Origin of the sequence: Ancylobacter sp. VNQ12, from assembly GCF_049445835.1 — a bacterium.
GTDB lineage: Bacteria > Pseudomonadota > Alphaproteobacteria > Rhizobiales > Xanthobacteraceae > Ancylobacter.
Genome location: NZ_JBMSDU010000013.1, coordinates 40,604 through 64,916, shown reverse-complemented (window position 1 = coordinate 64,916; position 24,313 = coordinate 40,604). Strand labels below are relative to the sequence as shown.

The window sequence follows — 24,313 nt, the reverse complement described above, 5'->3', positions numbered from 1 at the left end:
TGTTCGCTGCGTCTCGATACATCGCCGCCCGCAGGGGCGACGTTATCGCGGCGGCAGGTCGGACGAACCGTCGCGCGACATGCTCACCGCATTTCTTCGGGAGCATCAACTCCGAGGATCGACAGTCCCGAAGTGATGATCAGCGCGACCGCGTGAACCAATGCCAGCCGCGCATAAGTCGACTTTCGATCATCTTCGATAATGAAGCGTAAATGTGGCAGATCTTTTCCGCGATTCCACTGTCCATGCAGGGCGCTGGCGAGATCATAGAGGTAGAACGCCACGCGGTGCGGCTCGCGCGCCGCCGCCGCCTGCTCGACGAGACGCGGATAGTTGGCGATCAGCTTGGCCAGCGCAACTTCCCCTTCGTCGTCCAGCAGCGACAGATCGGCGTCAGCGAAGGAGGCCGGCTGCTGCGGCAGGTCGGGGAACATTTCCTTGGCATTGCGCAGGATGGAGCGCGCCCGCGCATGGGCGTACTGAACGTAGAACACCGGGTTGTCGCGCGTCTGCTCGATCACCTTGGCGAGGTCGAAATCCAGCACCGCGTCGTTCTTGCGGTTGATCATCATGAAGCGCACCGCGTCCCGGCCCACCTCGTCGACCACCTCACGCAGGGTGACGAAGGTGCCGGCGCGCTTCGACATCTTCACCGGCTCGCCATTGCGCAGCAGGCGCACCAGCTGGCAGATCTCGACGTCGAGATGCCCCTCGCCCGCGGTCACGGCCTTCACCGCCGCCTGCATGCGCTTGATATAGCCGCCATGATCGGCGCCCCACACGTCGATCATCTGCTTGAAGCCGCGATCGAACTTGTTCTTGTGGTAGGCGATGTCGGCGGCGAAATAGGTGTACGCCCCGTCGGATTTCACCAGCGGCCGGTCAATCTCGTCGCCGAACTGGGTGGCGCGGAACAGCGTCTGCTCGCGGTCTTCCCAGTCCTCCACCGGCGCACCCTTGGGCGGCGGCAGGCTGCCCTGATAGACGAGGTCGCGCGCACGCAATTCGTCCATCAGCCGGTCGATGACGCTGGGCTGCCCACCCACCCGCTCGTGCAGCGTGCGCTCGGAGAAGAACACCTCGTGATGGATGTTCAACGCGGCGAGGTCGTCGCGGATCATCGCCATCATGGAATCGATCGCGACGGGGCGGACGGCCGGCAGCCAGTCGGCCTCATCCTTGTCGACCAGCGTGTTGCCGAATTTGACAACCAGCGCCTTGCCAACCGGCACCAGATAGTCGCCGGGGTACAGGCCCTCGGGAATGGTGATGGCCTCGCCCAGCGCCTCGCGGTAGCGCAGATAGGCGGAGCGGGCGAGCACGTCGACCTGCGCACCGGCGTCATTGATGACGTATTCGCGCGTCACAGCGAAGCCGGCGAAGGCGAGCAGGTTCGCCAGCGCGTCGCCAAACACCGCGCCCCGGCAATGGCCGACATGCATCGGGCCGGTCGGATTCGCCGAGACATATTCGACATTGATCGTCGACCCCGCCCCGAGCGAGGAGCGGCCATAGGCACCGTCCGCCTTGAGCGCGGCGACGATGACGCGCGGCCAGTAGGAACCGTCCAGCGCAATGTTGATGAAGCCGGGACCGGCCACGTCCACCCGGGCAACGCCGGGGATGGCGCCGAGCTTGGCCGTCAGCTTCTCGGCGAGATCGCGCGGCTTCATGCGCGCATCCTTCGAGAGCACCATCGCCGCATTGGTGGCGAGGTCGCCATGACTCGCTTCGCGCGGCGGCTCGACCACCACGCGCGAGACGTCGAGCCCGGCCGGCAACACGCCCTCAGCGGCAAGCTCGGCCACGGCAGTGCGCAGATGGTCGGCGAAAATGGCGAACAGGTTCATCGGCGAGAACTCCCGGCACGTCAGGCCCGCAAACGCAGGCGGCGGCTGGCGCTACCGCAGTTCCGCAGTAGTGTCAAAGAGCCGCTGGTGTTCCGCCAGCGCATAGCGGTCGGTCTGGCCGGCGATGAAGTCGGCGATCCGCCGTGCCCGCGCGTCCTCCGTGCGACCGGCGACACTGGCTCGCCACTCCTCGGGCAGCGCGCCAGTGTCCTCCATGTAGCGGCGGAACAGGTCGCGCACTACTTCGCCGGCAGCGTCCATCTCCTCCATCACCCGGGGATGGCGGTACATGCGCGGGAACAGGAACGACTTGATCGCCCGCTCCGCCTCGGCAACGCGCGGCGAGAAGCCGACCATTGCCGCGCCCAGGTGCCGTACTGCGTCGGCGCTGTCGGGCCGGGCCTGCGCGATGCGCGCGCGCGTCTCACCCACAACGTCCTCGATCAGCACGGTGATCATCTGCCGGCCGATCTCGTGAATGACGCGCGGGCGGTCGAGATCGGGCCAGCGCGCCCGGACGCCGGCGATGATGGCGCCGACCAGCGGCAGGCCGGCGAACTCCTCGATGCCGAACAGCCCGGCCCGCAGCCCGTCGTCGAGGTCGTGCACGTCATAGGCGATGTCGTCGGCGATGGCCGCGACCTGCGCCTCGGCCGAGGGCCAGCTCCACAGCCACAGATCTTGCTTCTCGGCATGCACCTCGATGGCATGGGCAAGAGGTTCGGCCTTGGGACCGGCCAGTGGCCCGTTGTGCTTCACGATGCCTTCGAGCGTCTCCCAGGAGAGGTTCAGCCCGTCGAAATCCGGGTAGCGATTCTCCAGCCGCGTGACCACGCGCAGCGACTGGGCGTTGTGGTCGAAACCACCATAGGCCGCCATGCAGGCGTCCAGCACGCGCTCGCCGGCATGGGCGAAGGGCGGGTGGCCGAGATCATGCGCCAGCGCCAGCGCCTCGCTCAAATCCTCGTCCAGCCCCAACGCGCGGGCGATGGAGCGGGCGACCTGCACCACCTCCAGCGTGTGGGTCAGCCGGGTCCGGTAGTGGTCGCCCTCGTGATAGGAGAACACCTGCGTCTTGTAGGCGAGGCGACGAAACGCCGTGGAATGGATGATGCGGTCGGCATCGCGGCGAAAGGCGCTGCGGCTGCCCATATCCGGTTCCGGATGCAGCCGGCCCCGGCTTTCCTCCGCCTTTGACGCCCATGGCACGCGCGATTGCGCCCCGGCCACCGCCATAAGCGGACCTCCCCTGCAAGTTCAGCCGCCAAGTTCCCCTTGGACTCGGGACCGGCAGCACTTAACTATTGAGCCAAGTCATATTCAACCCGAAGGCACGCGACATGAGCGCCAGCCCGTCGAGCCCGGTTCATACGCCGGAAGCGGTTCCTGCCCCCTACGGCGTCGGCGTCACCGCCAGCGCCGCCCGTCGCATCGCGGAGATCCTCTCGGGCGAGTCGCCCGACAGCATGCTGCGGGTCAGCGTCGAGGGCGGCGGCTGCTCCGGCTTCCAGTACAAGTTCGATCTCACCCGCGAGCGCGACGCCGACGACATCGTCATCGATGAGGGCGGTGCCCGCGTCGTGATCGATCCGGTGTCGCTGGAATACATGTCCGGCTCCAATATCGACTTCGTCGACGATTTGGTCGGCGCCTCGTTCCGCATCAACAACCCGCACGCGGTCTCGTCCTGCGGGTGCGGCACCAGCTTCGCGCTCTGATGCGCCCGATAGGCGTGCTCTGCGCCATTCCACAGGAGCTCGCCTATCTCGCCGACAATCTGGCCGACGCCACAACGTCCGAAGTGGCGGGCATGCGCTTTCACGCCGGCCATCTCGACCGTGAGCCGGTGGTGCTGGCGCAGGCCGGCATGGGCAAGGTCAACGCCGCCATCGCCGCCACGCTGCTGATCGAGCGCTTCGGCTGCCGGGTCGTGCTGTTCTCCGGCATCGCCGGCGGGCTCGATCCGGAGCTTTCGATCGGCGATGTGGTGATTGCCGACCATGTCGTGCAGCATGATGCCGGCTACACCCTCAAGGACGGCTTCACCGTCTACCAGGCCGGCTACCTGCCCTTCTTCAGCCCGAACGACGCCCTCGGCCATGCCGCGGAGGAAGCGCTGCTCGGGCGCGTGCGGGCGGCCCTGGCCGATTTGGTACTCTCCCCGCTTTCCGCCGGCGATCCGGCACGCCCGCCCCGGCTACATTTCGGCCGGGTGCTCACCGGCGACCAGTTCGTCGGCAGCGAAGTCCTGCGCGAGCGGTTGTTCCGCGAGCTGGGCGGCGCGGCGGTCGAGATGGAGGGCGCGGCGATGGCGCAGGTCTGCGCCGCCTTCGACGTACCCTGGCTGGTCATCCGCGCGCTTTCGGACCTCGCCGGCCACGAATCGCATTTCGATTTCGCCCAGTTCGTCGACGAGGTCGCGCTTTCCTCGGCCATGATCGTGCGCCGGCTGCTGCCGGTGCTGTAAGCTCCCGCTCCGATTCACCGTCCTTACGGAAGCCGTCCGATGCGTATCGCCACCTGGAACGTCAACTCCATCCGGCTCCGGCTCGACAACACGCTGGCCTGGCTCACTGAACGCCAGCCGGACATCGTCTGCCTGCAGGAGATCAAGTGCCAGGACGAGCAGTTCCCGCGCGAGGCGTTCGAGCAGCTTGGCTACAACGTCGCCGTGCACGGCCAGAAGGGCTTCAACGGCGTCGCCGTGCTCTCGCGCCTGCCGTTCGACGAGGTGACGTCCGGCCTGCCCGGCGGCGACGGCGACGTGCAGTCGCGCTTCATCGAGGTCGTGGTCTCTACCGGCGAGGGCGTCGTGCGCGTCTGCGGCATCTATCTGCCGAACGGCAACCCGGTCGAGACGGAGAAATATCCCTACAAGCTGGAATGGATGGCACGGCTGAAGGCGCATATCGCCAATCGGCTCGCCTATGAGGAGCCGCTGGTGGTCTGCGGCGACTACAACGTCATCCCCGAGCCGGAGGACGCCGCCAACCCGGCCGCCTGGGCGGGCGATGCGCTGTTCCTGCCGCAAACACGGGCGGCCTTCCGCGAGATTCTCAATCTCGGCATGACCGACGCCCTGCGCGCCACCACGGACGCGCCGGGCCTGTACAGCTTCTGGGATTATCAGGCCGGCGCGTGGCAGCGGAACAACGGCATCCGCATCGACCATCTGCTGCTGTCGCCGCAGGCCACCGACCGGTTGAAGGCGACCGGCATCGACAAGCATGTGCGCGGCTGGGAGAAGCCCTCCGACCATGTGCCGGTCTGGGCGGATCTCGCCTTCAAGAACTGATCATGAGGCGGATGATGTCAGGCAGGCGAGCCGCTTAGCGGCCCGTCTTCATGTACTGCTCGAGATAGACCAGCGCCATGGCGCGCTCGTCCGAGGAGGCGGTGGAGAAGGCGTCCTCATAGAGGTCCACCACCCATTTGTCGCCCGGTCCGGCAGCGGATTCGCGTGCCAGCGTCAGCCACATGAGCCCGCGCGCGCCCTGGCGCGGAATGCCCTCGTCGCCCTTGAACAGCAGCCCACCGAGAGCCGCCTGCGCCTGGTACTGCCCCTTATGGGCAGCGAGACCGAGCCAGCGCGCGGCAAAGCGCGGGTCGCGCCCGACGCCCTCGCCATCGATATAGAGCCGGGCGAGATGGTACTGCCCGTCCGGGTCGCCGAAATAGGAGGCGGCATAAGCGAACATGTCGCGGGCGCGGCCGGGGTCGCGCCGGACCTTGCTGTTGGGAATGCCGACCAGATAATAGGTGCCGAGCGCCACGAAGGCATCGGCGACGAAGCGCGCCTGCGGCGTCGACGGGTTGTCGTCGGCGTGCATGTTGGCGATCTGGGTGAAGTACTCGAACGCCTTGATGTCATTGCGCTCGACGCCCTCGCCCTCGGCATACATGCGTCCGAGCTTCCACTGCGCGCCGGCGTGGCCCTGGTCGGCCGCGTAGCGCAGCGAATCGATGCCCTTCTCCATGTCGCCGGAGCGCAGCGCCTGCGTGCCGAAACGGACAGCCTCCTCGAGCGGACGAGGGGTGCCCGGCGAGGGCATGACAGCCTTGGGAAGTGCCGCCGGGGCAGCGTCGGCGGCATCGGGCGAGCCGTCGAACGCCAGCGCGACATTCGGAGCCAGCACGACCGCCGCGAGGGCGCCCATCAGGGCGAAAAGGGCTGAGCGCTCAGATATCCGCATAGCACGATGTCTCTGCCGCGCCGCCGGGATGGGTGACCGCCCCGTCACGGGCGGGTCCCACGGCTTGCGCGAATTTCCAGATGGCCCCCGAGCCGACGGGCGAAGGGCGAGGCTTCCACGCCGCCTTGCGGGCCGCGAGTTCCTCGTCCGAGAGCGCCACGTCCAGCGTGCCCTCGATAGCGTCGATAGTGACGATGTCGCCGTCGCGGATCAGCCCGATCGGGCCACCGACCGCCGCTTCCGGCCCGACATGGCCGATGCAGAAGCCGCGCGTGGCGCCGGAGAAGCGTCCGTCGGTGATCAGCGCCACCTTGTCGCCGGCGCCCTGCCCGTAGAGCGCGGCGGTGGTGGACAGCATCTCGCGCATGCCGGGGCCGCCCTTGGGGCCCTCATAGCGGATGACCAACACGTCGCCGTCTTCATAGGCGCGGTGCGTCACTGCCTCGAAGCAGGCTTCCTCGCCGTCGAAGCAGCGGGCCGGGCCGGAGAATTTCAGGTTCTTCAGCCCCGCCACCTTCACGATGGCGCCGTCGGTCGCGAGGTTGCCCTTGAGGCCGACCACGCCGCCGGTCACGGTGATGGGATCATTGGCCGGGCGCACCACGTCCTGATGCGGGTTCCACTTCACCGAGGCGAGATTCTCGGCGATGGTCCGCCCGGTCACGGTGAGACAGTCTCCATGCAGGAAGCCGTGCTCCAGCAGCGTCTTCATCAGCAGCGGAATGCCGCCGGCCTCGAACATGTCCTTGGCGACATAGCGCCCGCCGGGCTTAAGGTCAGCGATATAAGGCGTGCGCTTGAAGATGGCGGCGACGTCGAACAGGTCGAACTTGATGCCGGCCTCATGCGCCATCGCCGGCAGATGCAGCGCAGCATTGGTCGAGCCGCCGGAGGCGGCGACCACGGTCGCGGCGTTTTCCAGCGCCTTCAGCGTGACGATATCGCGCGGGCGGATGTTGCGGGCGATGAGGTCCATCACCTGCTCGCCCGCCGCCATGCAGAAGCGGTCGCGGATCTCGTAAGGCGCCGGCGCACCGGCCGAATAGGGCAGCGCGAGCCCGATCGCCTCGGAAACGGTCGCCATGGTGTTGGCGGTGAACTGCGCGCCGCAGGCCCCGGCCGAGGGACAAGCCACCTGCTCCAGCTCGTCGAGATCGTCGTCCGACATCATCCCGACCGAATGCTTGCCGACCGCCTCGAACATGTCCTGCACGGTGACCGGCTGGCCGCGGAACGAGCCCGGCAGGATGGAGCCGCCATAGATGAAGATCGACGGCACGTTCAGCCGCAGCATCGCCATCATCATGCCGGGCAGCGACTTGTCGCAGCCGGCAAGGCCGACCAGCGCGTCATAGGCATGGCCGCGAATGGTGAGCTCGACCGAGTCGGCGATCACTTCGCGGGAGGCCAGCGAGGCCTTCATGCCCTCGTGGCCCATGGCGATGCCGTCGGTCACGGTGATGGTGCAGAATTCGCGCGGCGTGCCGGCGGCCGCGGAGACGCCCTTCTTCACCGCCTGCGCCTGGCGCATGAGCGAGATATTGCAGGGAGCGGCCTCGTTCCAGCACGAAGCGACACCCACCAGCGGCTGGTGGATCTGCTCCCGCGTGAGGCCCATCGCGTAGAGATAGGACCGATGCGGCGCGCGTGCCGGACCTTCCGTCACATGACGGCTCGGCAGGTTCCGCTTGTCGATGATGGTCCTGACGTCCATTTCTGGTCGAGCATCCCGGCGCGAGGTTTGTTGTCGGGGCAACCGCACCCTGACATGAGTTTCCCCCGTCTATCCGTCGGATTTCGTGCCGGTTTGTGGCGGCTTCGCGGCATGGCGGCCAACCCCTTCCGATATGGTTGCGAATGCGTGACAGTGTTGCAGCTTTGACACGATGCAACGGTATCCAAGTGTAGTTTTCGGCCCTAGGCCCGGATACCACGGCAGCGATAAAACTCGTTAACCATCAAGAGGATACGCCCATGGCCCGGTCGCTCTTTTGCCTTCTTCCGCTGGTTCTGCTCGCCCCGCTCGCCGGGCCGGCACGAGCGCAGGATTGTTCGAATCCCAGCCAGATGGGGCTCGATGAATGCGCCGCGGCGACCTACAGGAAAACCGATGCCCGGCTGAACGCGGTCTATGGCCGGATCGTCGCTCGGCTGGCCGGGAATGCCGACACCAAGGCGAAGCTGGTGAAGGCGCAGAAGGCATGGATCGGCTTTCGCGATGCCGAATGCGCCTTTCGCGCCTCGGGCGTGGAGGGCGGCAGCATCTATCCGATGACGGTGGCGCTCTGCCTGGATGCCGTCACCCGCACCCGGGTCGGCGAGCTGGAAACGCTGCTCGCCTGCCAGGAGGGCGACACCAGCTGCCCGGTGCCTCCCGCCAACTGAGCGGGCGCTCCCTCAGTCCGCCGCGCTACGGGTCCAGGTGGCCGAGACCACGTTCGGCAGATGGCGGATGCGCACCACGGCGGCGTCGAGCTCGGCTATCCGCACCGAGGTGTTGACCAGCGTCGCCCGAAGCTCGACCGAGCCGTCCGTCCGGTCCTGCGGCTCGATGATGTCGATCGGAAAATGCGCCGCCTCCAGCAGGGCGGAGAGCTTGCCCTGAAGCTCGGTGGCGCCGCCGGCCCTGACCACGGCGCTGACGCCATAGGTCGCCTCCGTCGCCTCTTCCGAGCGCGGCGCCCGCTCCAGTGCCGACACCAGCGGCCGCAGCATGGTGTTGCCGGCCAGCACGAAGGCGGTGAGCAGCACTGATTGGGCGACGAGGTCCGCCCCCGCGCAGGCCCCGACCGCCGCCGAGCACCACAGCGTCGCCGCCGTGTTGAGGCCGCGGATGTTCGCGCCCTCCTTCATGATGACTCCGGCACCGAGGAAGCCGATGCCGGACACCACATAGGCGACGACGCGCACCGCCCCGTCCGGGCCGCTCAGATGCATCGCCATGTCGACGAACTGGCAGGCACCGATGGCAACCAGCACATTGGTGCGCAGCCCCGCGGTGCGCTGGCGGTATTGCCGCTCGGCGCCGATCAGCGTGCCCATGGCGAAGGCCACCAGCAGGCTGACCAGCGTCGCGAGGAAATCATGCGTCTGAAAGCTCTCGATGAACGGCATGCGCCCTCCCCCGCCGTTCCTCTCGATGCTTCCCGTCAGGCCGCCTTGCCGATCCGTGCCAGCGCCTCGCGGATTTTCGCCGCGCGGGCGGCGGCATTCTCGCGCCGCTCGCGCTGCTCCTCGATCACCTCTTCCGGCGCGCGCCGGATGAAATCCGCATTGCCGAGCTTGGCGTCGACCTTGGCGATGTCGTCCGCCGCCTTGGCCAGCTCCTTGGCAAGGCGGACCGCCTCCGCCTCCATGTCGATGATGCCGGCCAACGGCAGCGCCGCCGTCTCGTTGCGCACCACGATCTGCACCGAGCCGGCCGGCGCCTCGAACTCGAAGGCGATGGCGGACAGCCGCGCGAGGCGGGTGAGCACGTCATGCCAGATGATGACGCGGTCGCGTGCCTCCTCGCTGACGCCGACCAGCACGAGCGGGATCTGCGCGCCGGCCGGCACGTTCATCTCCGCCCGCACCGAACGAATCTCGGTCACGAGGTCGATCAGCCAGCCGATCTCCGCCTCGGCGTCGGGCGTCTCCAGCCCTTCCAGCTTCGGCCAGGCGGCAAGCACCAGCAGCCCGTCGCGCGGCGCGCCGGTCTCGGCCGTGCGCGCCCACAATTCCTCGGTGAGGAACGGCATGAAGGGGTGCAGCAGCTTCAGGATCTCGTCGAGCACGAAGGCCGTGGTCGCGCGCGTCTCGGCCTTCCAGCCGCCGGCCGGGCTGGTGAGCACCGGCTTGGCGAGCTCCAGATACCAGTCGCAGAAGATGTTCCACACGAAGCGATAGGCCGCGCCCGCCGCCTCGTTGAACTTGTAGGCTTCCAGCGCCGTGGTGATCTCGGCGCCCGCCTTTTGCGTCTCGCCGATGATCCAGCGGTTGAGCGTCGATTCCGCGCGGGCCGGGTCGAAGGCCGGGTCGCGCCGGCACTCGTTCATCTCGGCGAAGCGGGCCGCGTTCCACAGCTTGGTCGCGAAGTTGCGGTAGCCCTCGACACGCGAGGTCGCCAGCTTGATGTCGCGCCCCTGCGCCGCCATGGCCGCGAGCGTGAAGCGCAGCGCGTCGGCGCCGTATTTCTCGACCAGATCGAGCGGATCGATGACGTTGCCCTTGGACTTCGACATCTTGGCGCCCTTCTCGTCGCGGACGAGGGCGTGGATGTAGACATCCCTAAACGGCACGTCGGGCATGAAGTGCAGGCCCATCATCATCATCCGGGCGACCCAGAAGAAGATGATGTCGAAGCCGGTGATCAGCACCGAGGTCGGATAGAAGCGGTTGAGTTCAGCCGTCTCGTCTGGCCAGCCGAGCGTGGAGAACGGCCACAGCGCCGAGGAGAACCAGGTGTCGAGCACGTCCTCGTCGCGGGTGATCAGCGCCGCCCGCTTCTCGGGATCGACGGCGAGTTCGCGCGCCTCGTCATCGCTGATGATGCCGGCCTGCACGCAGTGCGCCAGCGCGGCGGCGACCGCCGCCTCCTCTGTCTCCTCGACGAAGATCGTGCCGTCCGGCCCGTACCAGGCCGGAATCTGGTGGCCCCACCAGAGCTGGCGCGAGACGCACCAGGGCTGGATGTTCTCCAGCCACTCGAAATAGGTCTTCTCCCAGTTCTTCGGCACGAAGGAAGTCCGCCCCTCGCGCACGGCGGCGAGCGCCGGCTGCGCCAGCGTGTGGGCGTCAACATACCACTGGTCGGTCAGCCACGGCTCGATGACCACGTTGGAGCGGTCGCCATGCGGCACCATGTGGGTGTGCGGCTCGATCTTGTCGACGAGGCCGCGTTCCTCGAACAGCGCGACGATGGCCTTGCGCCCCGCCTCACGGCTGAGGCCGTCCAGCCCGAGCACAATGTCGCGGTCCGGACCCGGCTGCGTACCGTCGAGAAAGTCGCCATTGCCGACAAGGGTCAGGCGCGCCTCGGCGTCGAGCACGTTGATCATCGCCAGCTTCTGCCGGCGGCCGACCTCGAAGTCGTTGAAGTCGTGCGCCGGGGTGATCTTCACCGCGCCGGTGCCCTTGGTCGGGTCGGAATAGTCGTCCGCGACGATGGGGATCAGCCGGCCGACCAGCGGCAGACGCACCTTGGCGCCAGCGGCGACGAGCCCCTGGTAGCGCGGATCCTCCGGATGCACCGCGACGCCCGTATCGCCCAGCATGGTCTCGGGGCGCGTGGTGGCGACGACGATATAGTCGCGCGTCTCGAACTCGAAGGGCTGGCCGTCCGCGTCGAAGGCGATCGGGTGCTGGTAGGTCACGCCGTCGGCGAGCGGATAGCGGAAGTGCCAGAGATGGCCCTTCACCTCGACCTGCAGCACCTCGAGATCGGAGATGGCCGACTGGAACTTCGGGTCCCAGTTCACCAGCCGCTTGTCCTTGTAGATCAGCCCTTCCTTGTAGAGCCGGACGAACACCTTGAGGACGGCGCGCGACAGCCCCTCGTCCATGGTGAAGCGCTCGCGCGACCAGTCGGCCGAGGCACCGAGCTTCTTCAGCTGGTTGATGATGGTGCCGCCGGATTCTTCCTTCCACGCCCAGACGCGCTCGACGAACGGGCCGCGACCGAGCTCGCGCCGGCCGGGCAGCTGGCGCTCGGCGAGCTGGCGCTCGACCACCATCTGCGTGGCGATGCCGGCATGGTCGGTGCCGACCTGCCAGAGCACGTCCTTGCCGCGCATGCGCTCGAAGCGGCAGAGCACGTCCTGCAGCGTGTTGTTGAGCGCGTGCCCCATATGGAGCGAGCCGGTGACATTCGGCGGCGGGATGACGATGCAGTAGGACTCGGCGCCTACGCGCTCGGGACGTCCGGCCTTGAACGCGCCAGCATCCACCCATGTCTGGTAGATGCGGTCTTCAACGGCGGCGGGATCGAACCTGTTGTCGAGCATTTTGGCTCCGGCACCTCGAATGAAACGGGTGCGAGAGAAAGCGGAGCCTTGGCCTCAAGTCAACACGCCAAAAGACGGCGCGTGCACACCGCCGCGTAATTCAGTGTTTTAGTCGCCCGTTCAGAGGCCCTGGCGGGCGACGCGCTCGATCTCGGCGCGCACGAGACGCTCGACCAGCGTGGGCAGATTCTCGTCGAGCCACGCCTTCAGCATCGGCCGCAGCGCCTCGGTGACGAGGTCGTCCACGGTGCGCGAGTTCGACGCGACCGTGCGCGCGAGCGTGCCGAACGCGGTCGACACCGCCGCATTGGTCGCGGTGGAGACAAGGCGCGAAGGGGCCTCCGGCAGGACGGACGCTACCGCCGGCGTGTCCGTCGCGGTGTTCGCGCGGGCAGCGGCGGGCAGGAAGCGCGGCTCGGACGGCCGTGCGGCTTCCGGCACGCGGGTCTCGGGAACGCGACGCTCTTCCGCCGGCTCGGAACCGGCGGCGCGCGACGGAGCGTGGACGGGCCTTGCTTGCACCTGCATGTCGTCGGTCTCCGGCGCGGATGGGACTTGGAGGGGAGCAGCGGCGGACGCATCCGCCGGATGATCGTCGGACACCGCGACCTCCGGCTCCGCGTGGCCCGCTCGGGGAAGCTCGGCCGAAGAACGCTCGTCGCCGGAGCGCTCGTCATCGGCCGTCGTCACGTGCGGCGCCGCGTCGACCGTCATCGTCGCAAGTTCCGCCTGCACCGCCTGCTCAACCAGCGACAGGTCGAACAGCGCCGCCGAGAGCGACGCATCGAGATCGCTGTCGTCGACGGTCGCGGGCTGCGGCGGGGCCGGCTCGGTCCGGGCCACTTCCAGAACGGCCTGCGGCTCGGCGACAGGCGCCCGTTCGACCGGCGAAGCGGCCAGCGCGCTCAGCACCGCGGCGGAAGCCTGACGGCGATGCGCGCCGAACGGATCGGCGGCCACCGGACGCCCGGCCGGAACATAATTCGAATAGACCGGCGACGACCGCGGCGCTCCCGCCGGACGTGCCGACGATGGCATTCTCCGAACCGGATCGCCGGCAGTCGGGACACGCGCTTCGCCAGTGTCGGCAGAGCTTCCCGAGGCAGCCGCATCCTGTGGCGCATCGCCGGCAACATGGGAGGGAGCGTTGCGCCCTGCCGGCCCGGTGGTGGCCACCGCGATATCGGCACCGGGAGCGGCGGGCCGGGCGGCCTCCGCTCGCGGGTTCTCGGAGCACGGCATCTGCGGCTCCGCCGCTACCTCGTCGGAGATGATGCGCCGGATGGAGGCAAGGATTTCCTCCATTGACGGCTCACTTGCCCTCGCACTCGCCGACATGCGTTCGATTCCGGTTTCTGGACCCAGGTCTGCTTGGACCGATGCGGCGCGCCTGCGGAACTCCGCGTGAGGCCACGCGAATCACCTGTTAACGCCTCATTAATATGACACCGCGCCAAGCCTGGCACCACGCGGAGGGTCGATGTCGCTGTGGATTGCGAAGGAGGCGACAGGCGCCGCCCCCTCACTCCCCGCCCGGGGTGCGCACACCGAACCAGGCATCGCGCACCTGGTCGTAATGGACCTTGGGATTGTAGGTCGCGACCTTGAGGCCGAGCTTGCCGGCATTGAGCGCGCCCGAAGCCGACAGTACCGCATAGGAGGCGACCACGCGGTCGCGCTGGGCGATGACGAGGCTGGCGCGGGCGTCGAACAGCGCCGTCTGCGCGTTCAGCACGTCGAGCGTGGTGCGCTGGCCGACGCGCCACTCCTCGCGCACGCCGCGCAGCGCGATCTCGTTGGCGGCAACCGATGCCTGGGCGGATTCGATGGCGGCCTTGGCGGCCACCAGCGCGCCCCAGTACTGCACGACATTCGCACGCACCTGCTCGCGGTTCACATCCACCTCGATGCGCGACTGGCTGAGCAGTTCCTTGTTCTGGCGGATCGTCGCAAACTCGGCGCCGCCCTGATAGATCGGCACGGTCAGGTTCAGCGTGGCCGAGGCGGTGGTCTGCCGCTCGACGTTCTGGGTGCTGTTGTAGTCGGACGAGGCCTGCCCGTTCAGCGTCAGCGTCGGCGACAGTACCGCTTCGGCGACCTTCACGTTCGACAGCGCGGCGTCCACCGAGAACTGCGCCGACTTGATCGCCGGATGCTGGCCGAGGCCGGCTTCGACGGCGCCCTGCAGCGACTTCGGCAACAGGCCGTCGATCGGCCGGCCCGGCGAGAGCTTGGTCGGCTTGAGTCCGATCACCTGAAAGAAGACGGCATTGGCGGTATTCAAATTGGACTGCGCCAGAGCCAGCTCGCTCTGGGCATTGGCGACGCTCGCCTCGGCCTGGGCGACGTCGGTCCGCGTTATCTCGCCGACCGAGAATCGGTCGCGGGCGGCGCGCAGTTCCTCGCGCAACGCTTCGAGGTTCTGCTTCTGCAGCTCGAGGAGCGCGGTGTTCTGCAGCACGTTCATATAGGCGGTGGCAGCATCGAGCAGCACCAGCTGCTCGGTGTTGCGCAGCAGCTCGCGCTGTCCGCGAACCTGCGATTCGGCACCGCGCACTGAGTTGGCGGTCGACAGCCCGTTATAGATCGTCTGGCTGATGGTGACGCCGACGCCGGAGGGCGTCGTGCGGGTATTGCTGGTCGTCCCCGTGCCCTGCTGAAGGGCATAGCCCGAATCGAGCCGGGTCTCCGACCACTGGGCCCCGACATAGCCGGTGCCGAAGATCTGCGGACGGTAGCCGGACAGCGCGATCGGCACATATTCGTCGGTCGCGCGGGTCGCCGCGCGCTGCGAATTCAGCGTCGGGTTGTTCTTGTAAGCGGCGACCAGAGCCTGTTCCAGGGTCTGTGACTGCGCCGGCAACGAGGAGCCAACAAACAACGCCATTGCCGCGAACGCGACAACTCTGCCCCTGGTAGCGGAAAGCCACATGGCCCAAACCCCTGCGCACACTAATTCAACGGAATCGCCTGCAAAGGACGATTCTCTGACTTCCCCACCATTATCAGAATAGGTGCTGTCCGCGAGGCTGTGAACCAGTCGGTTTGGTTCATCAGACGATTTAATCGGACGCGCGGCAGATCAGCCACAGCGCGCCCGCAACGCCTCAGAATACAAAGCCCGGACGCGCCTCGAATCCCGGCAGGGTCGGCACGGCGGCGTCGAAGACCACGCGCGACCCGATCCCGCCGGAGGTATTGGAATACACCGTCGCGCGCCCTGCCCGACCGCGGCCGACCACGGCCACCAGCCGCCCCTCGGGCTTCAGCTGGGCGAGCAGCGCCTCGGGAGCCGCATCGATCGAGCCATTGAGCAGGATGACGTCATAGGGCGCCTCGCCCGCCCAGCCCGCCGTCAGCGGGCCTTGCACATAGGCAGCGTTGAGCAGGCCGAGCTCGACGAGCAGGCCGGATCCCTGCGCGGCCAGCTCGGCATCCTCCTCCACCGCGACAACCTGCCCCGCCAGCTTGGCGAGGACCGCGGTCGAATAGCCGGTCGCCGCGCCGACATCGAGCACCAGAGCGTCCGGGCCGATCTCCGCCGCCTGCAGCAGCTTGGCGAGCACCATCGGCTCCATCAGATAGCGCGCGGGCGAGGCGTCCTTCACCAGCAGGTCGTCGTCGATATAGGCAAAGTTGCGCAGGCCGGCCGGCACGAACCGCTCACGCGGGGTCTCCAGCATGGCGGCAACGATGCGAAGGTCGGTGACGTCATTGGCGCGCACCTGCGCATCCACCATGGCGCGACGCAGCTCGGCAAAGTTGATCATTTGGAGACAACCTCAAAACGTGGGCGGCCGCACCGATTGGGTACCGTGGGCGGCCGTGCGGAAATCCGCAGCAGAATTGCGGCACGCGCGGGCGCAATGCAAGCCTCGTCATGCGAGCCCCGTCGACAAAATCCCAGGCCTTGTCGACGCACTCCGACGCGGCCCTCCCGGCATTTCCGTGGGGAAACGGCCCCGCGCCGCAGTGGATGGCCGCGCGACCTCCGTTGCCGATCCCGGAAGGCTCTGTTATGAGGCGCCCCGGTCCTTCGGGTGGGCATGCACCGCATCCCGCTCCGGATGGCCACGTGGCGGAGTGGTTACGCAGCGGACTGCAAATCCGCGTACGGGGGTTCGATTCCCTCCGTGGCCTCCAGTTCACACACGCGTCGCCGGAGTGTCGGATGATCGGCTCCGGCGGCGCGTGTCGCACCGGATACAGCTGCCGCGCACTGAAGCGGCCTGACCCTGGCGACGTTTGACAACTCAGACCGATCGTCGTTGATGAAGCCGCCGCGGCCAGCGTCGGCAAAGCGTACGGGCAAAGCGCCGTCCCCTGACGGCCGACCCTGTTCAAAGGAATTACTGATGGCAGCCAGCAAGTTGGGCGATCGTTTCCGCAACCTGATCAGCCCCGAGACACGGGATACGATCAAGCGGCTGATGCTGACCGATGGTCGCCGCCACTGGAAGGGTTACGCCATCTCCTTCGTCTTCATGGGCATCATGGCGGCCACCACCTCCGGCCTTGCCTTCCTCATGGGCGACGTCATCAACCGCATCTTCGTCCAGCAGAACTCGGCCGCCATCTGGATCCTTTCGGGCGCCGTGCTGGCGCTCAGCGTGATCAAGGGCTTCGCCACCTATGGCCAGGCCGTGACGCTGTCGCGCGTCGGCAATCGCATCGTCGCCGACAACCAGAAGCGCGTGCTCGACCGCCTGCTGGCGCAGGATGTCAGCTATTTCGCCGGCGGCCACACCGCCGAGATCATGCTGCGGTTCACCAACGGCGCGCAGGGGGCGCGCAACGTGCTGAACCTGCTCATCACGAGCCTGGGGCGCGACCTGCTCTCGGTGATCGGCCTCACCGCCGTGATGGTCACCCAGGACCCGTTCATGGCGCTGATCTGCCTGCTGGTGATGCCGATCGCGGTCGGCGGCGTGCGCAGCCTGATCCGCAAGGTGCAGAAGATCTTCCAGCGCGAGTTCCACTCCGCTGTGCAGATCATGACGGAGTCGATCGAGGCCTTCCAGGGCATCCGCACCGTCAAGTCCTTCACCATGGAACAGGAGATGCGGACCAAGATCTATGGCCGCATCGACAAGATGGAGAAGGCCTCCAATCGGATGATCCGCGCGCAGTCGCAGTCGGGTCCCCTCATGGAGGCGCTGGGCGGCGTCGCGATCGGTCTGGTGGTCATGTATGCCGGCTGGGGCGTGCTGCATGGCGGCCGCACGCCGGGCGAGTTCTTCTCGGTCATCACCGCCCTGCTGCTGAGCTACGAGCCGGCCAAGCGGCTCGCCCGCCTCAACATCGACCTGACCCCGCAGCTGCTGGGCGCCCGCATGCTGTTCGAGATCCTCGACCGCGCCGCCGTCGAGCAGGACCCGCCCGGCACGCCGGAGCTCGCGCTGCAGGGCGGCCGTATCGAGTTCAACGACGTGTTCTTCGGCTATCGCAAGGACGAGCCGGTGCTGCGCGGCCTCAGCTTCGTCGCCGAGGCCGGCAAGACCACGGCGCTGGTCGGCCCCTCGGGCGGCGGCAAGAGCACCGTGATGAGCCTGATCGAGCGCTTCTACGAAGTGGAGTCGGGCACCATCGCCATCGACGGCCAGAAGATCGATCAGGTCACCTATCATTCTCTGCGCAGCGCCATCAGCTTCGTGAACCAGGACGTCTTCCTGTTCTCCGGCTCGATCCGCGAGAACATTGCGGCCGGCCGGCCCGGTGCGAGCGACGAGGAGATCGAGACCGCCGCGCGCGCTGCCCATGCGCACGACTTCATCATGGGTTTCGCCGACGGCTATGACAGCCAGGTCGGCGAGCATGGCGCCCAGCTCTCCGGCGGCCAGCGCCAGCGCATCGCCATCGCCCGCGCCTTCCTGAAGGATTCGCCGATTCTCCTGCTCGACGAGGCCACCGCCGCGCTCGACAGCGAATCGGAGGCCGAGGTGCAGCGGGCTCTGCGTTCGCTGCAGATGAACCGCACGACCATCGTCATCGCCCACCGGCTGCAGACGGTCGTGAACGCCGACAGCATCTGCGTCATCGATCGCGGCCGCGTCGTCGAAAGCGGTCGCCACGAGGAGCTTATCGCCCGTCGCGGCCGCTATTTCAGCTTCCACCAGCTGCAGTTCGCAGGCCAGGAGGAGCGCCTCAGCGCCTGAGGATATCCACATGCCGGCCCGATGGCGTGCGGTTCTGACTTCACAAACCGGAATCGCGTTGCTATATGGCCGGCCTCCGAGGCGCTTCGGCGCCTCCGGTCCCTGATAGCTCAGTTGGTAGAGCGTTCGACTGTTAATCGAATGGTCGCAGGTTCGAGTCCTGCTCAGGGAGCCAATTCGGAACGAAACTGCGAACGCCGTGCGCCGCAGTTTCCACTCCATAGTTTCCTCCAGACGCCACAAGCGTCTGGAGGAGCCTTGGCTTCGATCCCCTGATCCGAATTTCGTCGGCTCCGACCTCCACCCGCTGAACTAGCGCCTGGAGATGATGGCGCCGGAAACCGCCCTCTCGATCCCTGATCTTCTTACGAGCCTCGATCCCGAACCGACGCAGCAGCTCCGGCGTCACTCGATTGTCGTCGCCCTCTCCCCTGTTTTCGGCCCGGTCCGCATCGGCCCGCGCCGAATCACGGATCCGCTTCAACTCGACAATCCGTCCCTTGAGGTTGGAATCGTCCATTTCAGCGAGACCATTCTCAATGGCCTCGTACAGCCGAGTCAGTTTGGCTTCAGCGTCCGCAGCCTGCTTCCTCAGTTCGGCAATGCGACCCTTCAGGCGTTCAGCGTGCTCCTCCTTACGCTTAAGCAGACCAGCGAGCAGCTCCTCAAGCCGCTCGGGTGCAAGCAGTCGCTTCTCCAGATGCGACACAACCATTGTGTCCAGTTCGTCCATCGGGATCGTGCGGCCGCGGCACGCCGTCTTCCCCTGCCGTGCCGTCGTGCAGCAGGTGTAGTAGCGGTATTGGTCCCCCTTGCCGGAGGTGCGGAGCGTCATGGCTCCCCCGCAATCGGCACAGAAGCACACGCCGCCCAGGAGCGTCCCGGCCGTTACGAACCGCGGGGCCTTCAGTTGCGGGCTGCGCGATCGCATCACCGCCTGGACCTCGGCGAACTCCTCCTCGTCGATGATCGGCTCGACCACCACATCGACGATCTCGTCTTCCGACTTCTGCTCTCCCTTGCGCTTGCCCGAGACGTTGAAGCGATGGTGGCCGATGTAGGTCTCCCGCGTCAGGATCTGGTGGACCGCCCCGACGCCCCAGCGCCCGCCGGTCTGCGTCCGGATACCGCGCGTGTTCAGATAGTCGGCGATCTGGCGGGACCCCATTGGACCGTCGTCGGCGCCGACCCGTGCAAGGCGGAACATGAGCCGGACCGTCTCGACCTGGGCCGGATCGGGCTCGATCTTCTTCTTGGTCCTCGCGCCCCGCTGCTCGGCCGCCACGATCCTGTAGCCGAAGGGCGGCCGCGAGCCATTCCAATAGCCCTGGCGGGCATTCTCGCGCATGGCCCGGAGCGTGTGCTTGGCATTCTCTTTCGACTGGTATTCATCGAACAATGCCATGATCTGACGCATCATCACGCTCATCGGATCATCGCCGAGATCCTGCGTGATGGACGTGAGGCGGATACCGTTCTTCGCCAGTCGCCGGACATAGAATTCGAGCTGAAACTGATCGCGAAAGAAGCGCGAGAAGGAATGCACGATGATGAAGTCGAACGGCGCGGGCTTTTGTGCTCCGGCGTCCATCATCCGCTGAAACTCAGGTCGCCGGTCGTCTGTCGCCGACGCACCCGGCTCGACAAACTCGGCGACGACGGCGATGCCTTTCGCTTGGCAATAGGCTTGAAGTTGACGGCGCTGGTCTGGAATCGAAAGATCGTGTTCGGCCTGCCGGCCGGTCGAAACACGCAGATAGAGAGCGGCACGCCCCGGCGAAGCCAAGGCAGGGGTCGCTTTGGCGTTCATGCGGGACCTCCCTTCACAAATTCAGTTTTTCGAGCCCAGCAGCTCGTCGAGGAGCGGACCGAAATGGACTTCGAAAAGGTCCAGCTCGGCCTCAGTGACCGGCACGTGATCGGGCCAGTCATCAGAGATTTTGAGGCTCGCCTGGTGCTCGCCCCCGTTCCGAGCGCGTGACCGCGGCTCCGGCAGCGCCGACCGGATTGGGCGGACGTAGTCGTAAAGGTCGGCGTCGCCCTGCGACGCTGGGAATTGAACGACGTTGGCAGACATGCTGTCATTGTCGCATCTAACCCCACAACATTGAACAGTTTCAGTTGGTTACGCGATAAACATGCAGTGAAATATCGGCCGCTCCCGGTCGCGATAGGCTCCGCTGGCGAACCCTGGCGCGTCGTGGCGAAGCGCAAATACCTACAATCGGCGGCTGGGTGATGCGGTCGCGTGCGGTGTTCGACGGCATCAGCCATCATCGCTTCCTTCCCGGAACGAGCCCTTGCTCCAGGCCATCTTGCCGTCCGACCTGTAACTGGATATATTACTGGTAATATCGCGGAGGTCAATCATGAGCGACACGTCTCAGAGGCGCGCCATCAAGAACTACCGGAACCGCTTGGTTGAACGCGGCATGGCGCGCTTCGAGGTTCTCGGGCGCGATTCCGATCGGGAGCTAATTCGCTCGTTTGCGAAGCGCTTGGCCGAGAACGGCCCGGAGGCCGAGCGCTTGCGCGCTGCCGTCAGCCAAGGCATCGCCGGTCAGCCGCCGCGAAAGGGTGGCATCCTCGAAGCCCTCCGACGCTCGCCTCTGGTTGGCGCCGATGCCGTGCCAGCCCGCCCCTATGAGCCAGGTCGCAAGGTTGACCTGTGAGCCGGTATCTTCTCGACACCATCATTATCAGCAACGTCACCAAGACCGCCCCCTCGGACTCGCTGCTGGCGTGGATGGCCGAACAGGTCGACGAAGACCTTTTCATCGCCTCGCTCACCATCGCCGAGATTCGGCGCGGCGTGCTGGAGAAGCCTGCCGGCCGCAAGCGCGATCAGCTCGAAGCGTGGTTCGCAGGGCCGGAAGGCCCATCAGCGCTCTTCGCCGGGCGCGTTCTCCCCTTCGACGAGAAGGCAGGTCTCGTTTGGGCGAGACTAATGGCCGATGGGACAGCCGCTGGCCACCCGCGCAGCGCCTTGGACATGATCATCGCCGCCGTTGCGGAATCTAACGGCTGCACGATCGTCACCGACAATGAGAAGCATTTTGCAGGGATCAGCACGATCAACCCGCTGCGGGGCGGCTCATAGCGACAAAATTTCGGTCACCGACATACCCCCGTCAGCTCCGATATTTCCGCCCAAGATTGAAAGATTCAGGTGAGCCTATGACGCAGGACATACCCTCTGAAGTTCTTAACGGGATTCGACGCGCCGCCAAAACGGACTGGCCCGGCGATCAAGAAATGCAGCAGCATGTCATCGACAGCGAGAGCGAGGCTTACCATGCCTTGCAGGCGCTAGACTTCGGTGAAGCGCTACCGTTCAAACAAGCCATTCTGGATGAGGCCTCGCAATACAACGAGACTTGGGAAGATCGTTTCAACGCCGTCCAGAGTGAGGTCGAGGCCTTTGCCGAACTCGCCTCCTTGTCCCCTGACGACGTGCCTGCCGACCTGCTCGCGGGGATTAAGCAAAGGGCCGCCGCCGAGCACGACTGGTATTCCGCCCAGTTGGAGGAGGTGCAGAACCTTTCGAACTGACGCTCGATCTCGTTGGTGATGACATACTCCTCGAGTTCGACCCGAAGGCTGGCCTCGTCATCCGCCTTGATGACCCCCTCGATCGCGCGATCGACAGGTTTCTCAAAAATGTCGCGAAGTTTGGTCATGCCCCCCTCAGATCTCGTAGTGTGTTATGTCGAATGCCCGGTAATATTTGTCGTCGTGCAGGATTCCGAACAAATCGAGCGATGCTCCTGTGGCCAGGCTGTGCGTGTATTTCCCAGGGAAGAACATCACCGTCGGCTTTTCCTTGGCGGTGCTCTGGAGGTTGTTCAACACATTGTGGGACCGGATATAGGGATAGACCTCACCGACTCCCGACAAAAACAGGACATCGAACTCCTCGCTTGAGAGCCGTGCGCCGATTTCAGGAACGAGATGCGTTTCGGGATCGAGAACCCCTTGAAGAAGCTCTTTCAGCTCGTCCTTCCTGATGCTGTTTTCTGCGGCGAGAACCTCATCCCAGATGCCACGATCGCGCAGCAAGGCGATGCTGAGATCGTAGAGATTGATCTCGATCACGCGCACGCCTCGGTTTCCAAGTTGCTTCACGAGGCTGGCGCGCATCGCCTCCATGGCGACGGCCTCGTCGGCTGGATAGGGGCAGATGAAGAATGGCACCTCGTTGCCGAGGCCCTGCTTCTTCAGAAAGCGCTCGCTCGCGACCACCTTCAGGAGGTGATCGAAGCGATCCTTGGGGCTTGCCGTCCCACTCGTTCGCGACATCGTTATCGCCTCCCCAACTGTCGCTCTGCACCGGGGAAGTAGCGAAGTTCATCGGGGTTGCTGGCCTGGATCACGGCCAACACGCGCGGCGACAACATCGCCCCGAGGATCCGGTTATCCTGTGACAAGACCTCAGCCTCCCGCATCAGGCGGAAGAGCACGGCGCGAAGTTTGGCGCGTGTCGATGCCGATAGCGCCGCGAGCTTCGGAGACCATTCCTCCTTAGCGGCCAGGAACGCATCGAAATCGTCATAGCTAAGGTCGGTCCGCAACGACAGGAACCTGTCGCTGAGCACCTCAACCGCGAATTCGCCGATGAACCTGTACGCGCGGCAGGCTGCGAGCCACAGAAGAGCGGCCTGCTCGCTCCGGTTCCCTTCTTTGAAAAGCGCCAGCTCATCCGGAGACAGATGCTTCAAGCGGTTGACGATCTCCCGGATCGAGCGCCGCGCCGAACTTGCCTTGCGGACCGGGAATGCGCCGTTCTCTTGCGCGGCGACCAATGTCGAATCCCAATCGGCGCCGGCGACGTGCAGTCGAGCAACGGCCACGCTTTCGTTGATGAAGAGGCCGCCCGTTCCAAAGGACATAAGATAGGGGCGCTGTTCCGACCTCTCCATCAAGCGCTCCCCCTGACCTTTGGAGCTTGCTCTGTTTCCTCAATTTCGAAGTCAGCGCGCTTCAGGGCGCGTGCCGTCTCAGCGGCGTTGAGGGCAACAATATGCTGGGTGCGGGGATCCTGCTGACTAGCGTCGCCGAGTAGGCCAAGGCGCTTGAGAACATAAAAGAGCATCGCGTAGCGCACCGTCAAAACGGCCCGCTCCTTCCTCATCCCATAGTCCTTTGCCACCACCGCGCGCTGGCTCGGTGTCAGACGAGGATGCGGACCGATCTCGATGTCGAAAGTCTCCTGCCACAATGTATCCTGATCGCCGCCGGGTCCGGGAGCATCCATGTCGCGCACGCCGAGGACCCGAGGCAGCAGGAAATCCTTGAACTTATTGTCGATGTGACAATAGGCGCGCGCGTGCCAGCGCAGGCCGTCATAGCCGAAAGCGTGCGGCGTCATCCGGCGCCACATGGGGTCGGCTCGTTTGCCGCTCATCGATTGGTAATGGACATCGATCGAACGGTATTCGCGAACCGCGCCGAGGATCGCCTGCAACACGCCTGAATCGACCTCGCGTCGCGGCGTCAAGGCTATATCAGTCTGGGGCGGATGCGCGATCCAGGACTCGCTTGGCTCGGTGAGACCCTCGGCGAGGGAGCGCAGGCGGGACAGATAACCGTCGGGATCGGGCTTCAGGAAAATCGGGGAGAACTGCGCGCTCACGACATAGCGTTTCGCGCTCTTGTCGTAGATGGCGTTCTGAGGCGCGCGCTCCTGATAGAGCGTCAGATCCTTCGATGCCTGGGGTACGGACACGTCGAACATCTCGATGATGTCGGAGCGATTGACCCCGCCCTCCCAGAACAGCCGGAACTCGATGAACTCGAGCCGGCGCTCCACACCCCATTTCAACGCCGTAGCGCCTTCCAGCATCGCTTTCCGCCTCCGTGCGCCGATGGGCATAAAAAGTATATGGACATATCGACGCGATCCGTGTAATTATTATTCCCATCGAGGGCGCCCGTCAATAGTGATCGGCGTGAAATTCGGGAGGCAAGACAATGCCCAAGCGCGGTTCGAAAGGCGAAGTCACCAGCAAGCGGGCGGCGAGCGCCGCCGCCAAGGTGCTGCGGAATCCGAAGAGCAGTAAGGCCGCGAAGACGGTGGCTGCATCGGCGCTCACCCAGCGTCCGAACAAGAAGTAGCCCCCCGGGAAGGAGAG

General features: G+C 65.9%; 22 protein-coding genes and 2 tRNA genes. 11 read left to right on the top strand and 13 right to left on the bottom strand.

Annotated elements, in window-relative coordinates; translation table 11 throughout:
* Positions 1 to 83: 83 nt before the first annotated feature.
* Together argS and ACO2RV_RS16755 are read right to left on the bottom strand one after the other, a co-directional pair.
* Positions 84 to 1,850: an arginine--tRNA ligase gene (gene argS / locus ACO2RV_RS16760; protein ID WP_423294983.1), complete on the bottom strand. Its 1,767-nt coding sequence runs from the start codon at positions 1,848 to 1,850 to the stop codon at positions 84 to 86.
* 51 nt (positions 1,851 to 1,901) lie between these two features.
* Entirely contained in the window at positions 1,902 to 3,086 is a 1,185-nt protein-coding gene (locus ACO2RV_RS16755) for a deoxyguanosinetriphosphate triphosphohydrolase (protein WP_423294981.1), read from the bottom strand.
* Between the two features lie 104 nt (positions 3,087 to 3,190).
* Here ACO2RV_RS16755 and ACO2RV_RS16750 point away from each other — a divergent pair, with 104 nt between their 5' ends.
* From ACO2RV_RS16750 to xth, 3 genes are read left to right on the top strand one after another with little or no spacing between them, the layout of a single operon-like run.
* On the top strand, positions 3,191 to 3,568 hold the full coding sequence (locus tag ACO2RV_RS16750) for a HesB/IscA family protein (RefSeq protein WP_423294979.1): 378 nt from the start codon (positions 3,191 to 3,193) through the stop codon (positions 3,566 to 3,568).
* On the top strand, positions 3,568 to 4,317 hold the full coding sequence (locus ACO2RV_RS16745) for a 5'-methylthioadenosine/adenosylhomocysteine nucleosidase (protein WP_423294977.1): 750 nt from the start codon (positions 3,568 to 3,570) through the stop codon (positions 4,315 to 4,317). Before ACO2RV_RS16750 ends, ACO2RV_RS16745 begins: the two co-directional genes overlap by 1 nt.
* 39 nt (positions 4,318 to 4,356) lie before the next feature.
* Positions 4,357 to 5,145, top strand: coding sequence for an exodeoxyribonuclease III (gene xth / locus ACO2RV_RS16740; RefSeq protein WP_423294975.1), 789 nt, complete (start codon positions 4,357 to 4,359; stop codon positions 5,143 to 5,145).
* 34 nt (positions 5,146 to 5,179) lie between these two features.
* Here xth and ACO2RV_RS16735 read toward each other — a convergent pair whose 3' ends face one another.
* Both ACO2RV_RS16735 and ilvD read right to left on the bottom strand, forming a co-directional pair.
* On the bottom strand, positions 5,180 to 6,043 hold the full coding sequence (locus tag ACO2RV_RS16735) for a tetratricopeptide repeat protein (RefSeq protein ID WP_423294973.1): 864 nt from the start codon (positions 6,041 to 6,043) through the stop codon (positions 5,180 to 5,182).
* Positions 6,030 to 7,757 (bottom strand): dihydroxy-acid dehydratase, encoded by a 1,728-nt coding sequence (gene ilvD, locus ACO2RV_RS16730; RefSeq protein ID WP_423294971.1) that lies wholly within the window; start codon positions 7,755 to 7,757, stop codon positions 6,030 to 6,032. The genes ACO2RV_RS16735 and ilvD overlap by 14 nt, the downstream gene beginning before the upstream one ends.
* Before the next feature lie 260 nt (positions 7,758 to 8,017).
* On the opposite strand from ilvD, the gene ACO2RV_RS16725 reads away from it, so the two are divergent.
* Positions 8,018 to 8,428 (top strand): lysozyme inhibitor LprI family protein, encoded by a 411-nt coding sequence (locus ACO2RV_RS16725; protein ID WP_423294969.1) that lies wholly within the window; start codon positions 8,018 to 8,020, stop codon positions 8,426 to 8,428.
* 12 nt (positions 8,429 to 8,440) lie between these two features.
* On the opposite strand, the gene ACO2RV_RS16720 is transcribed toward ACO2RV_RS16725, so the two are convergent.
* The 5 genes from ACO2RV_RS16720 to ACO2RV_RS16700 all read right to left on the bottom strand — a co-directional run bounded on the left by ACO2RV_RS16720 (position 8,441) and on the right by ACO2RV_RS16700 (position 15,797).
* Positions 8,441 to 9,157 carry an MgtC/SapB family protein gene (locus ACO2RV_RS16720; RefSeq protein ID WP_423294967.1) on the bottom strand — a complete coding sequence of 239 codons (717 nt, stop codon included), beginning with the start codon at positions 9,155 to 9,157 and terminating at the stop codon, positions 8,441 to 8,443.
* Between the two features lie 35 nt (positions 9,158 to 9,192).
* A complete protein-coding gene (locus ACO2RV_RS16715; protein ID WP_423294965.1) occupies positions 9,193 to 12,027 on the bottom strand; it encodes a valine--tRNA ligase in 2,835 nt (944 codons plus the stop codon).
* A 120-nt stretch (positions 12,028 to 12,147) separates the two neighbouring features.
* Positions 12,148 to 13,332, bottom strand: a complete 1,185-nt coding sequence (locus ACO2RV_RS16710) for a DUF2497 domain-containing protein (RefSeq protein WP_423294963.1) — start codon at positions 13,330 to 13,332, stop codon at positions 12,148 to 12,150.
* A gap of 217 nt (positions 13,333 to 13,549) precedes the next feature.
* Entirely contained in the window at positions 13,550 to 14,959 is a 1,410-nt protein-coding gene (locus ACO2RV_RS16705) for a TolC family outer membrane protein (RefSeq protein ID WP_423294960.1), read from the bottom strand.
* A 175-nt stretch (positions 14,960 to 15,134) separates the two neighbouring features.
* Positions 15,135 to 15,797, bottom strand: a complete 663-nt coding sequence (locus ACO2RV_RS16700) for a protein-L-isoaspartate O-methyltransferase family protein (protein WP_423294958.1) — start codon at positions 15,795 to 15,797, stop codon at positions 15,135 to 15,137.
* A gap of 299 nt (positions 15,798 to 16,096) precedes the next feature.
* Here ACO2RV_RS16700 and ACO2RV_RS16695 point away from each other — a divergent pair.
* The 3 genes from ACO2RV_RS16695 to ACO2RV_RS16685 all read left to right on the top strand — a co-directional run bounded on the left by ACO2RV_RS16695 (position 16,097) and on the right by ACO2RV_RS16685 (position 18,357).
* A tRNA-Cys gene (locus tag ACO2RV_RS16695) sits at positions 16,097 to 16,170 on the top strand.
* A 212-nt stretch (positions 16,171 to 16,382) separates the two neighbouring features.
* Positions 16,383 to 18,182 (top strand): ABC transporter ATP-binding protein, encoded by a 1,800-nt coding sequence (locus tag ACO2RV_RS16690; RefSeq protein ID WP_423294956.1) that lies wholly within the window; start codon positions 16,383 to 16,385, stop codon positions 18,180 to 18,182.
* Between the two features lie 99 nt (positions 18,183 to 18,281).
* Positions 18,282 to 18,357: transfer RNA gene (locus ACO2RV_RS16685), tRNA-Asn, on the top strand.
* Here the strand turns inward: ACO2RV_RS16685 and ACO2RV_RS16680 are convergent.
* The gene (locus tag ACO2RV_RS16680; RefSeq protein ID WP_393981779.1) at positions 18,316 to 19,992 is read right to left on the bottom strand and encodes a recombinase family protein; all 1,677 of its coding nucleotides are present in this window, start codon (positions 19,990 to 19,992) and stop codon (positions 18,316 to 18,318) included. The genes ACO2RV_RS16685 and ACO2RV_RS16680 overlap by 42 nt on opposite strands.
* Before the next feature lie 559 nt (positions 19,993 to 20,551).
* On the opposite strand from ACO2RV_RS16680, the gene ACO2RV_RS16675 reads away from it, so the two are divergent.
* The 3 genes from ACO2RV_RS16675 (at position 20,552) to ACO2RV_RS16665 (ending at position 21,734) form a co-directional block, all read left to right on the top strand.
* Positions 20,552 to 20,854 (top strand): hypothetical protein, encoded by a 303-nt coding sequence (locus ACO2RV_RS16675; protein WP_393981596.1) that lies wholly within the window; start codon positions 20,552 to 20,554, stop codon positions 20,852 to 20,854.
* Positions 20,851 to 21,282: a type II toxin-antitoxin system VapC family toxin gene (locus tag ACO2RV_RS16670; RefSeq protein ID WP_393981594.1), complete on the top strand. Its 432-nt coding sequence runs from the start codon at positions 20,851 to 20,853 to the stop codon at positions 21,280 to 21,282. Before ACO2RV_RS16675 ends, ACO2RV_RS16670 begins: the two co-directional genes overlap by 4 nt.
* Before the next feature lie 77 nt (positions 21,283 to 21,359).
* A complete protein-coding gene (locus ACO2RV_RS16665) occupies positions 21,360 to 21,734 on the top strand; it encodes a hypothetical protein (protein ID WP_423294953.1) in 375 nt (124 codons plus the stop codon).
* Positions 21,735 to 21,869: 135 nt separating this feature from the next.
* On the opposite strand, the gene ACO2RV_RS16660 is transcribed toward ACO2RV_RS16665, so the two are convergent.
* Genes ACO2RV_RS16660 through ACO2RV_RS16650 form a run of 3 tightly spaced genes read right to left on the bottom strand, consistent with a single transcriptional unit; the run spans position 21,870 to position 24,024 of the window.
* The gene (locus tag ACO2RV_RS16660; protein WP_393981578.1) at positions 21,870 to 22,481 is read right to left on the bottom strand and encodes a DUF1788 domain-containing protein; all 612 of its coding nucleotides are present in this window, start codon (positions 22,479 to 22,481) and stop codon (positions 21,870 to 21,872) included.
* A gap of 2 nt (positions 22,482 to 22,483) precedes the next feature.
* Positions 22,484 to 23,101 carry a DUF1819 family protein gene (locus tag ACO2RV_RS16655; RefSeq protein ID WP_393981576.1) on the bottom strand — a complete coding sequence of 206 codons (618 nt, stop codon included), beginning with the start codon at positions 23,099 to 23,101 and terminating at the stop codon, positions 22,484 to 22,486.
* Positions 23,101 to 24,024 carry a WYL domain-containing protein gene (locus ACO2RV_RS16650; protein WP_393981574.1) on the bottom strand — a complete coding sequence of 308 codons (924 nt, stop codon included), beginning with the start codon at positions 24,022 to 24,024 and terminating at the stop codon, positions 23,101 to 23,103. The genes ACO2RV_RS16655 and ACO2RV_RS16650 overlap by 1 nt, the downstream gene beginning before the upstream one ends.
* 128 nt (positions 24,025 to 24,152) lie before the next feature.
* Here ACO2RV_RS16650 and ACO2RV_RS16645 point away from each other — a divergent pair, with 128 nt between their 5' ends.
* Positions 24,153 to 24,296: a hypothetical protein gene (locus ACO2RV_RS16645; RefSeq protein ID WP_393981572.1), complete on the top strand. Its 144-nt coding sequence runs from the start codon at positions 24,153 to 24,155 to the stop codon at positions 24,294 to 24,296.
* The last annotated feature ends 17 nt before the right edge of the window (positions 24,297 to 24,313 follow it).

Bases quoted from the DNA above. Each gene is read 5' to 3' on its own strand.
- argS (WP_423294983.1), bottom strand. From the start codon at position 1,850: ATGAACCTGTTCGCCATTTTCGCCGACCATCTGCGCACTGCCGTGGCC.
- ACO2RV_RS16755 (WP_423294981.1), bottom strand. From the start codon at position 3,086: ATGGCGGTGGCCGGGGCGCAATCGCGCGTGCCATGGGCGTCAAAGGCG.
- ACO2RV_RS16750 (WP_423294979.1), top strand. From the start codon at position 3,191: ATGAGCGCCAGCCCGTCGAGCCCGGTTCATACGCCGGAAGCGGTTCCT.
- ACO2RV_RS16745 (WP_423294977.1), top strand. From the start codon at position 3,568: ATGCGCCCGATAGGCGTGCTCTGCGCCATTCCACAGGAGCTCGCCTAT.
- xth (WP_423294975.1), top strand. From the start codon at position 4,357: ATGCGTATCGCCACCTGGAACGTCAACTCCATCCGGCTCCGGCTCGAC.
- ACO2RV_RS16735 (WP_423294973.1), bottom strand. From the start codon at position 6,043: ATGCGGATATCTGAGCGCTCAGCCCTTTTCGCCCTGATGGGCGCCCTC.
- ilvD (WP_423294971.1), bottom strand. From the start codon at position 7,757: ATGGACGTCAGGACCATCATCGACAAGCGGAACCTGCCGAGCCGTCAT.
- ACO2RV_RS16725 (WP_423294969.1), top strand. From the start codon at position 8,018: ATGGCCCGGTCGCTCTTTTGCCTTCTTCCGCTGGTTCTGCTCGCCCCG.
- ACO2RV_RS16720 (WP_423294967.1), bottom strand. From the start codon at position 9,157: ATGCCGTTCATCGAGAGCTTTCAGACGCATGATTTCCTCGCGACGCTG.
- ACO2RV_RS16715 (WP_423294965.1), bottom strand. From the start codon at position 12,027: ATGCTCGACAACAGGTTCGATCCCGCCGCCGTTGAAGACCGCATCTAC.
- ACO2RV_RS16710 (WP_423294963.1), bottom strand. From the start codon at position 13,332: ATGGAGGAAATCCTTGCCTCCATCCGGCGCATCATCTCCGACGAGGTA.
- ACO2RV_RS16705 (WP_423294960.1), bottom strand. From the start codon at position 14,959: ATGTGGCTTTCCGCTACCAGGGGCAGAGTTGTCGCGTTCGCGGCAATG.
- ACO2RV_RS16700 (WP_423294958.1), bottom strand. From the start codon at position 15,797: ATGATCAACTTTGCCGAGCTGCGTCGCGCCATGGTGGATGCGCAGGTG.
- ACO2RV_RS16690 (WP_423294956.1), top strand. From the start codon at position 16,383: ATGGCAGCCAGCAAGTTGGGCGATCGTTTCCGCAACCTGATCAGCCCC.
- ACO2RV_RS16680 (WP_393981779.1), bottom strand. From the start codon at position 19,992: ATGAACGCCAAAGCGACCCCTGCCTTGGCTTCGCCGGGGCGTGCCGCT.
- ACO2RV_RS16675 (WP_393981596.1), top strand. From the start codon at position 20,552: ATGAGCGACACGTCTCAGAGGCGCGCCATCAAGAACTACCGGAACCGC.
- ACO2RV_RS16665 (WP_423294953.1), top strand. From the start codon at position 21,360: ATGACGCAGGACATACCCTCTGAAGTTCTTAACGGGATTCGACGCGCC.
- ACO2RV_RS16660 (WP_393981578.1), bottom strand. From the start codon at position 22,481: ATGTCGCGAACGAGTGGGACGGCAAGCCCCAAGGATCGCTTCGATCAC.
- ACO2RV_RS16655 (WP_393981576.1), bottom strand. From the start codon at position 23,101: ATGGAGAGGTCGGAACAGCGCCCCTATCTTATGTCCTTTGGAACGGGC.
- ACO2RV_RS16650 (WP_393981574.1), bottom strand. From the start codon at position 24,024: ATGCTGGAAGGCGCTACGGCGTTGAAATGGGGTGTGGAGCGCCGGCTC.
- ACO2RV_RS16645 (WP_393981572.1), top strand. From the start codon at position 24,153: ATGCCCAAGCGCGGTTCGAAAGGCGAAGTCACCAGCAAGCGGGCGGCG.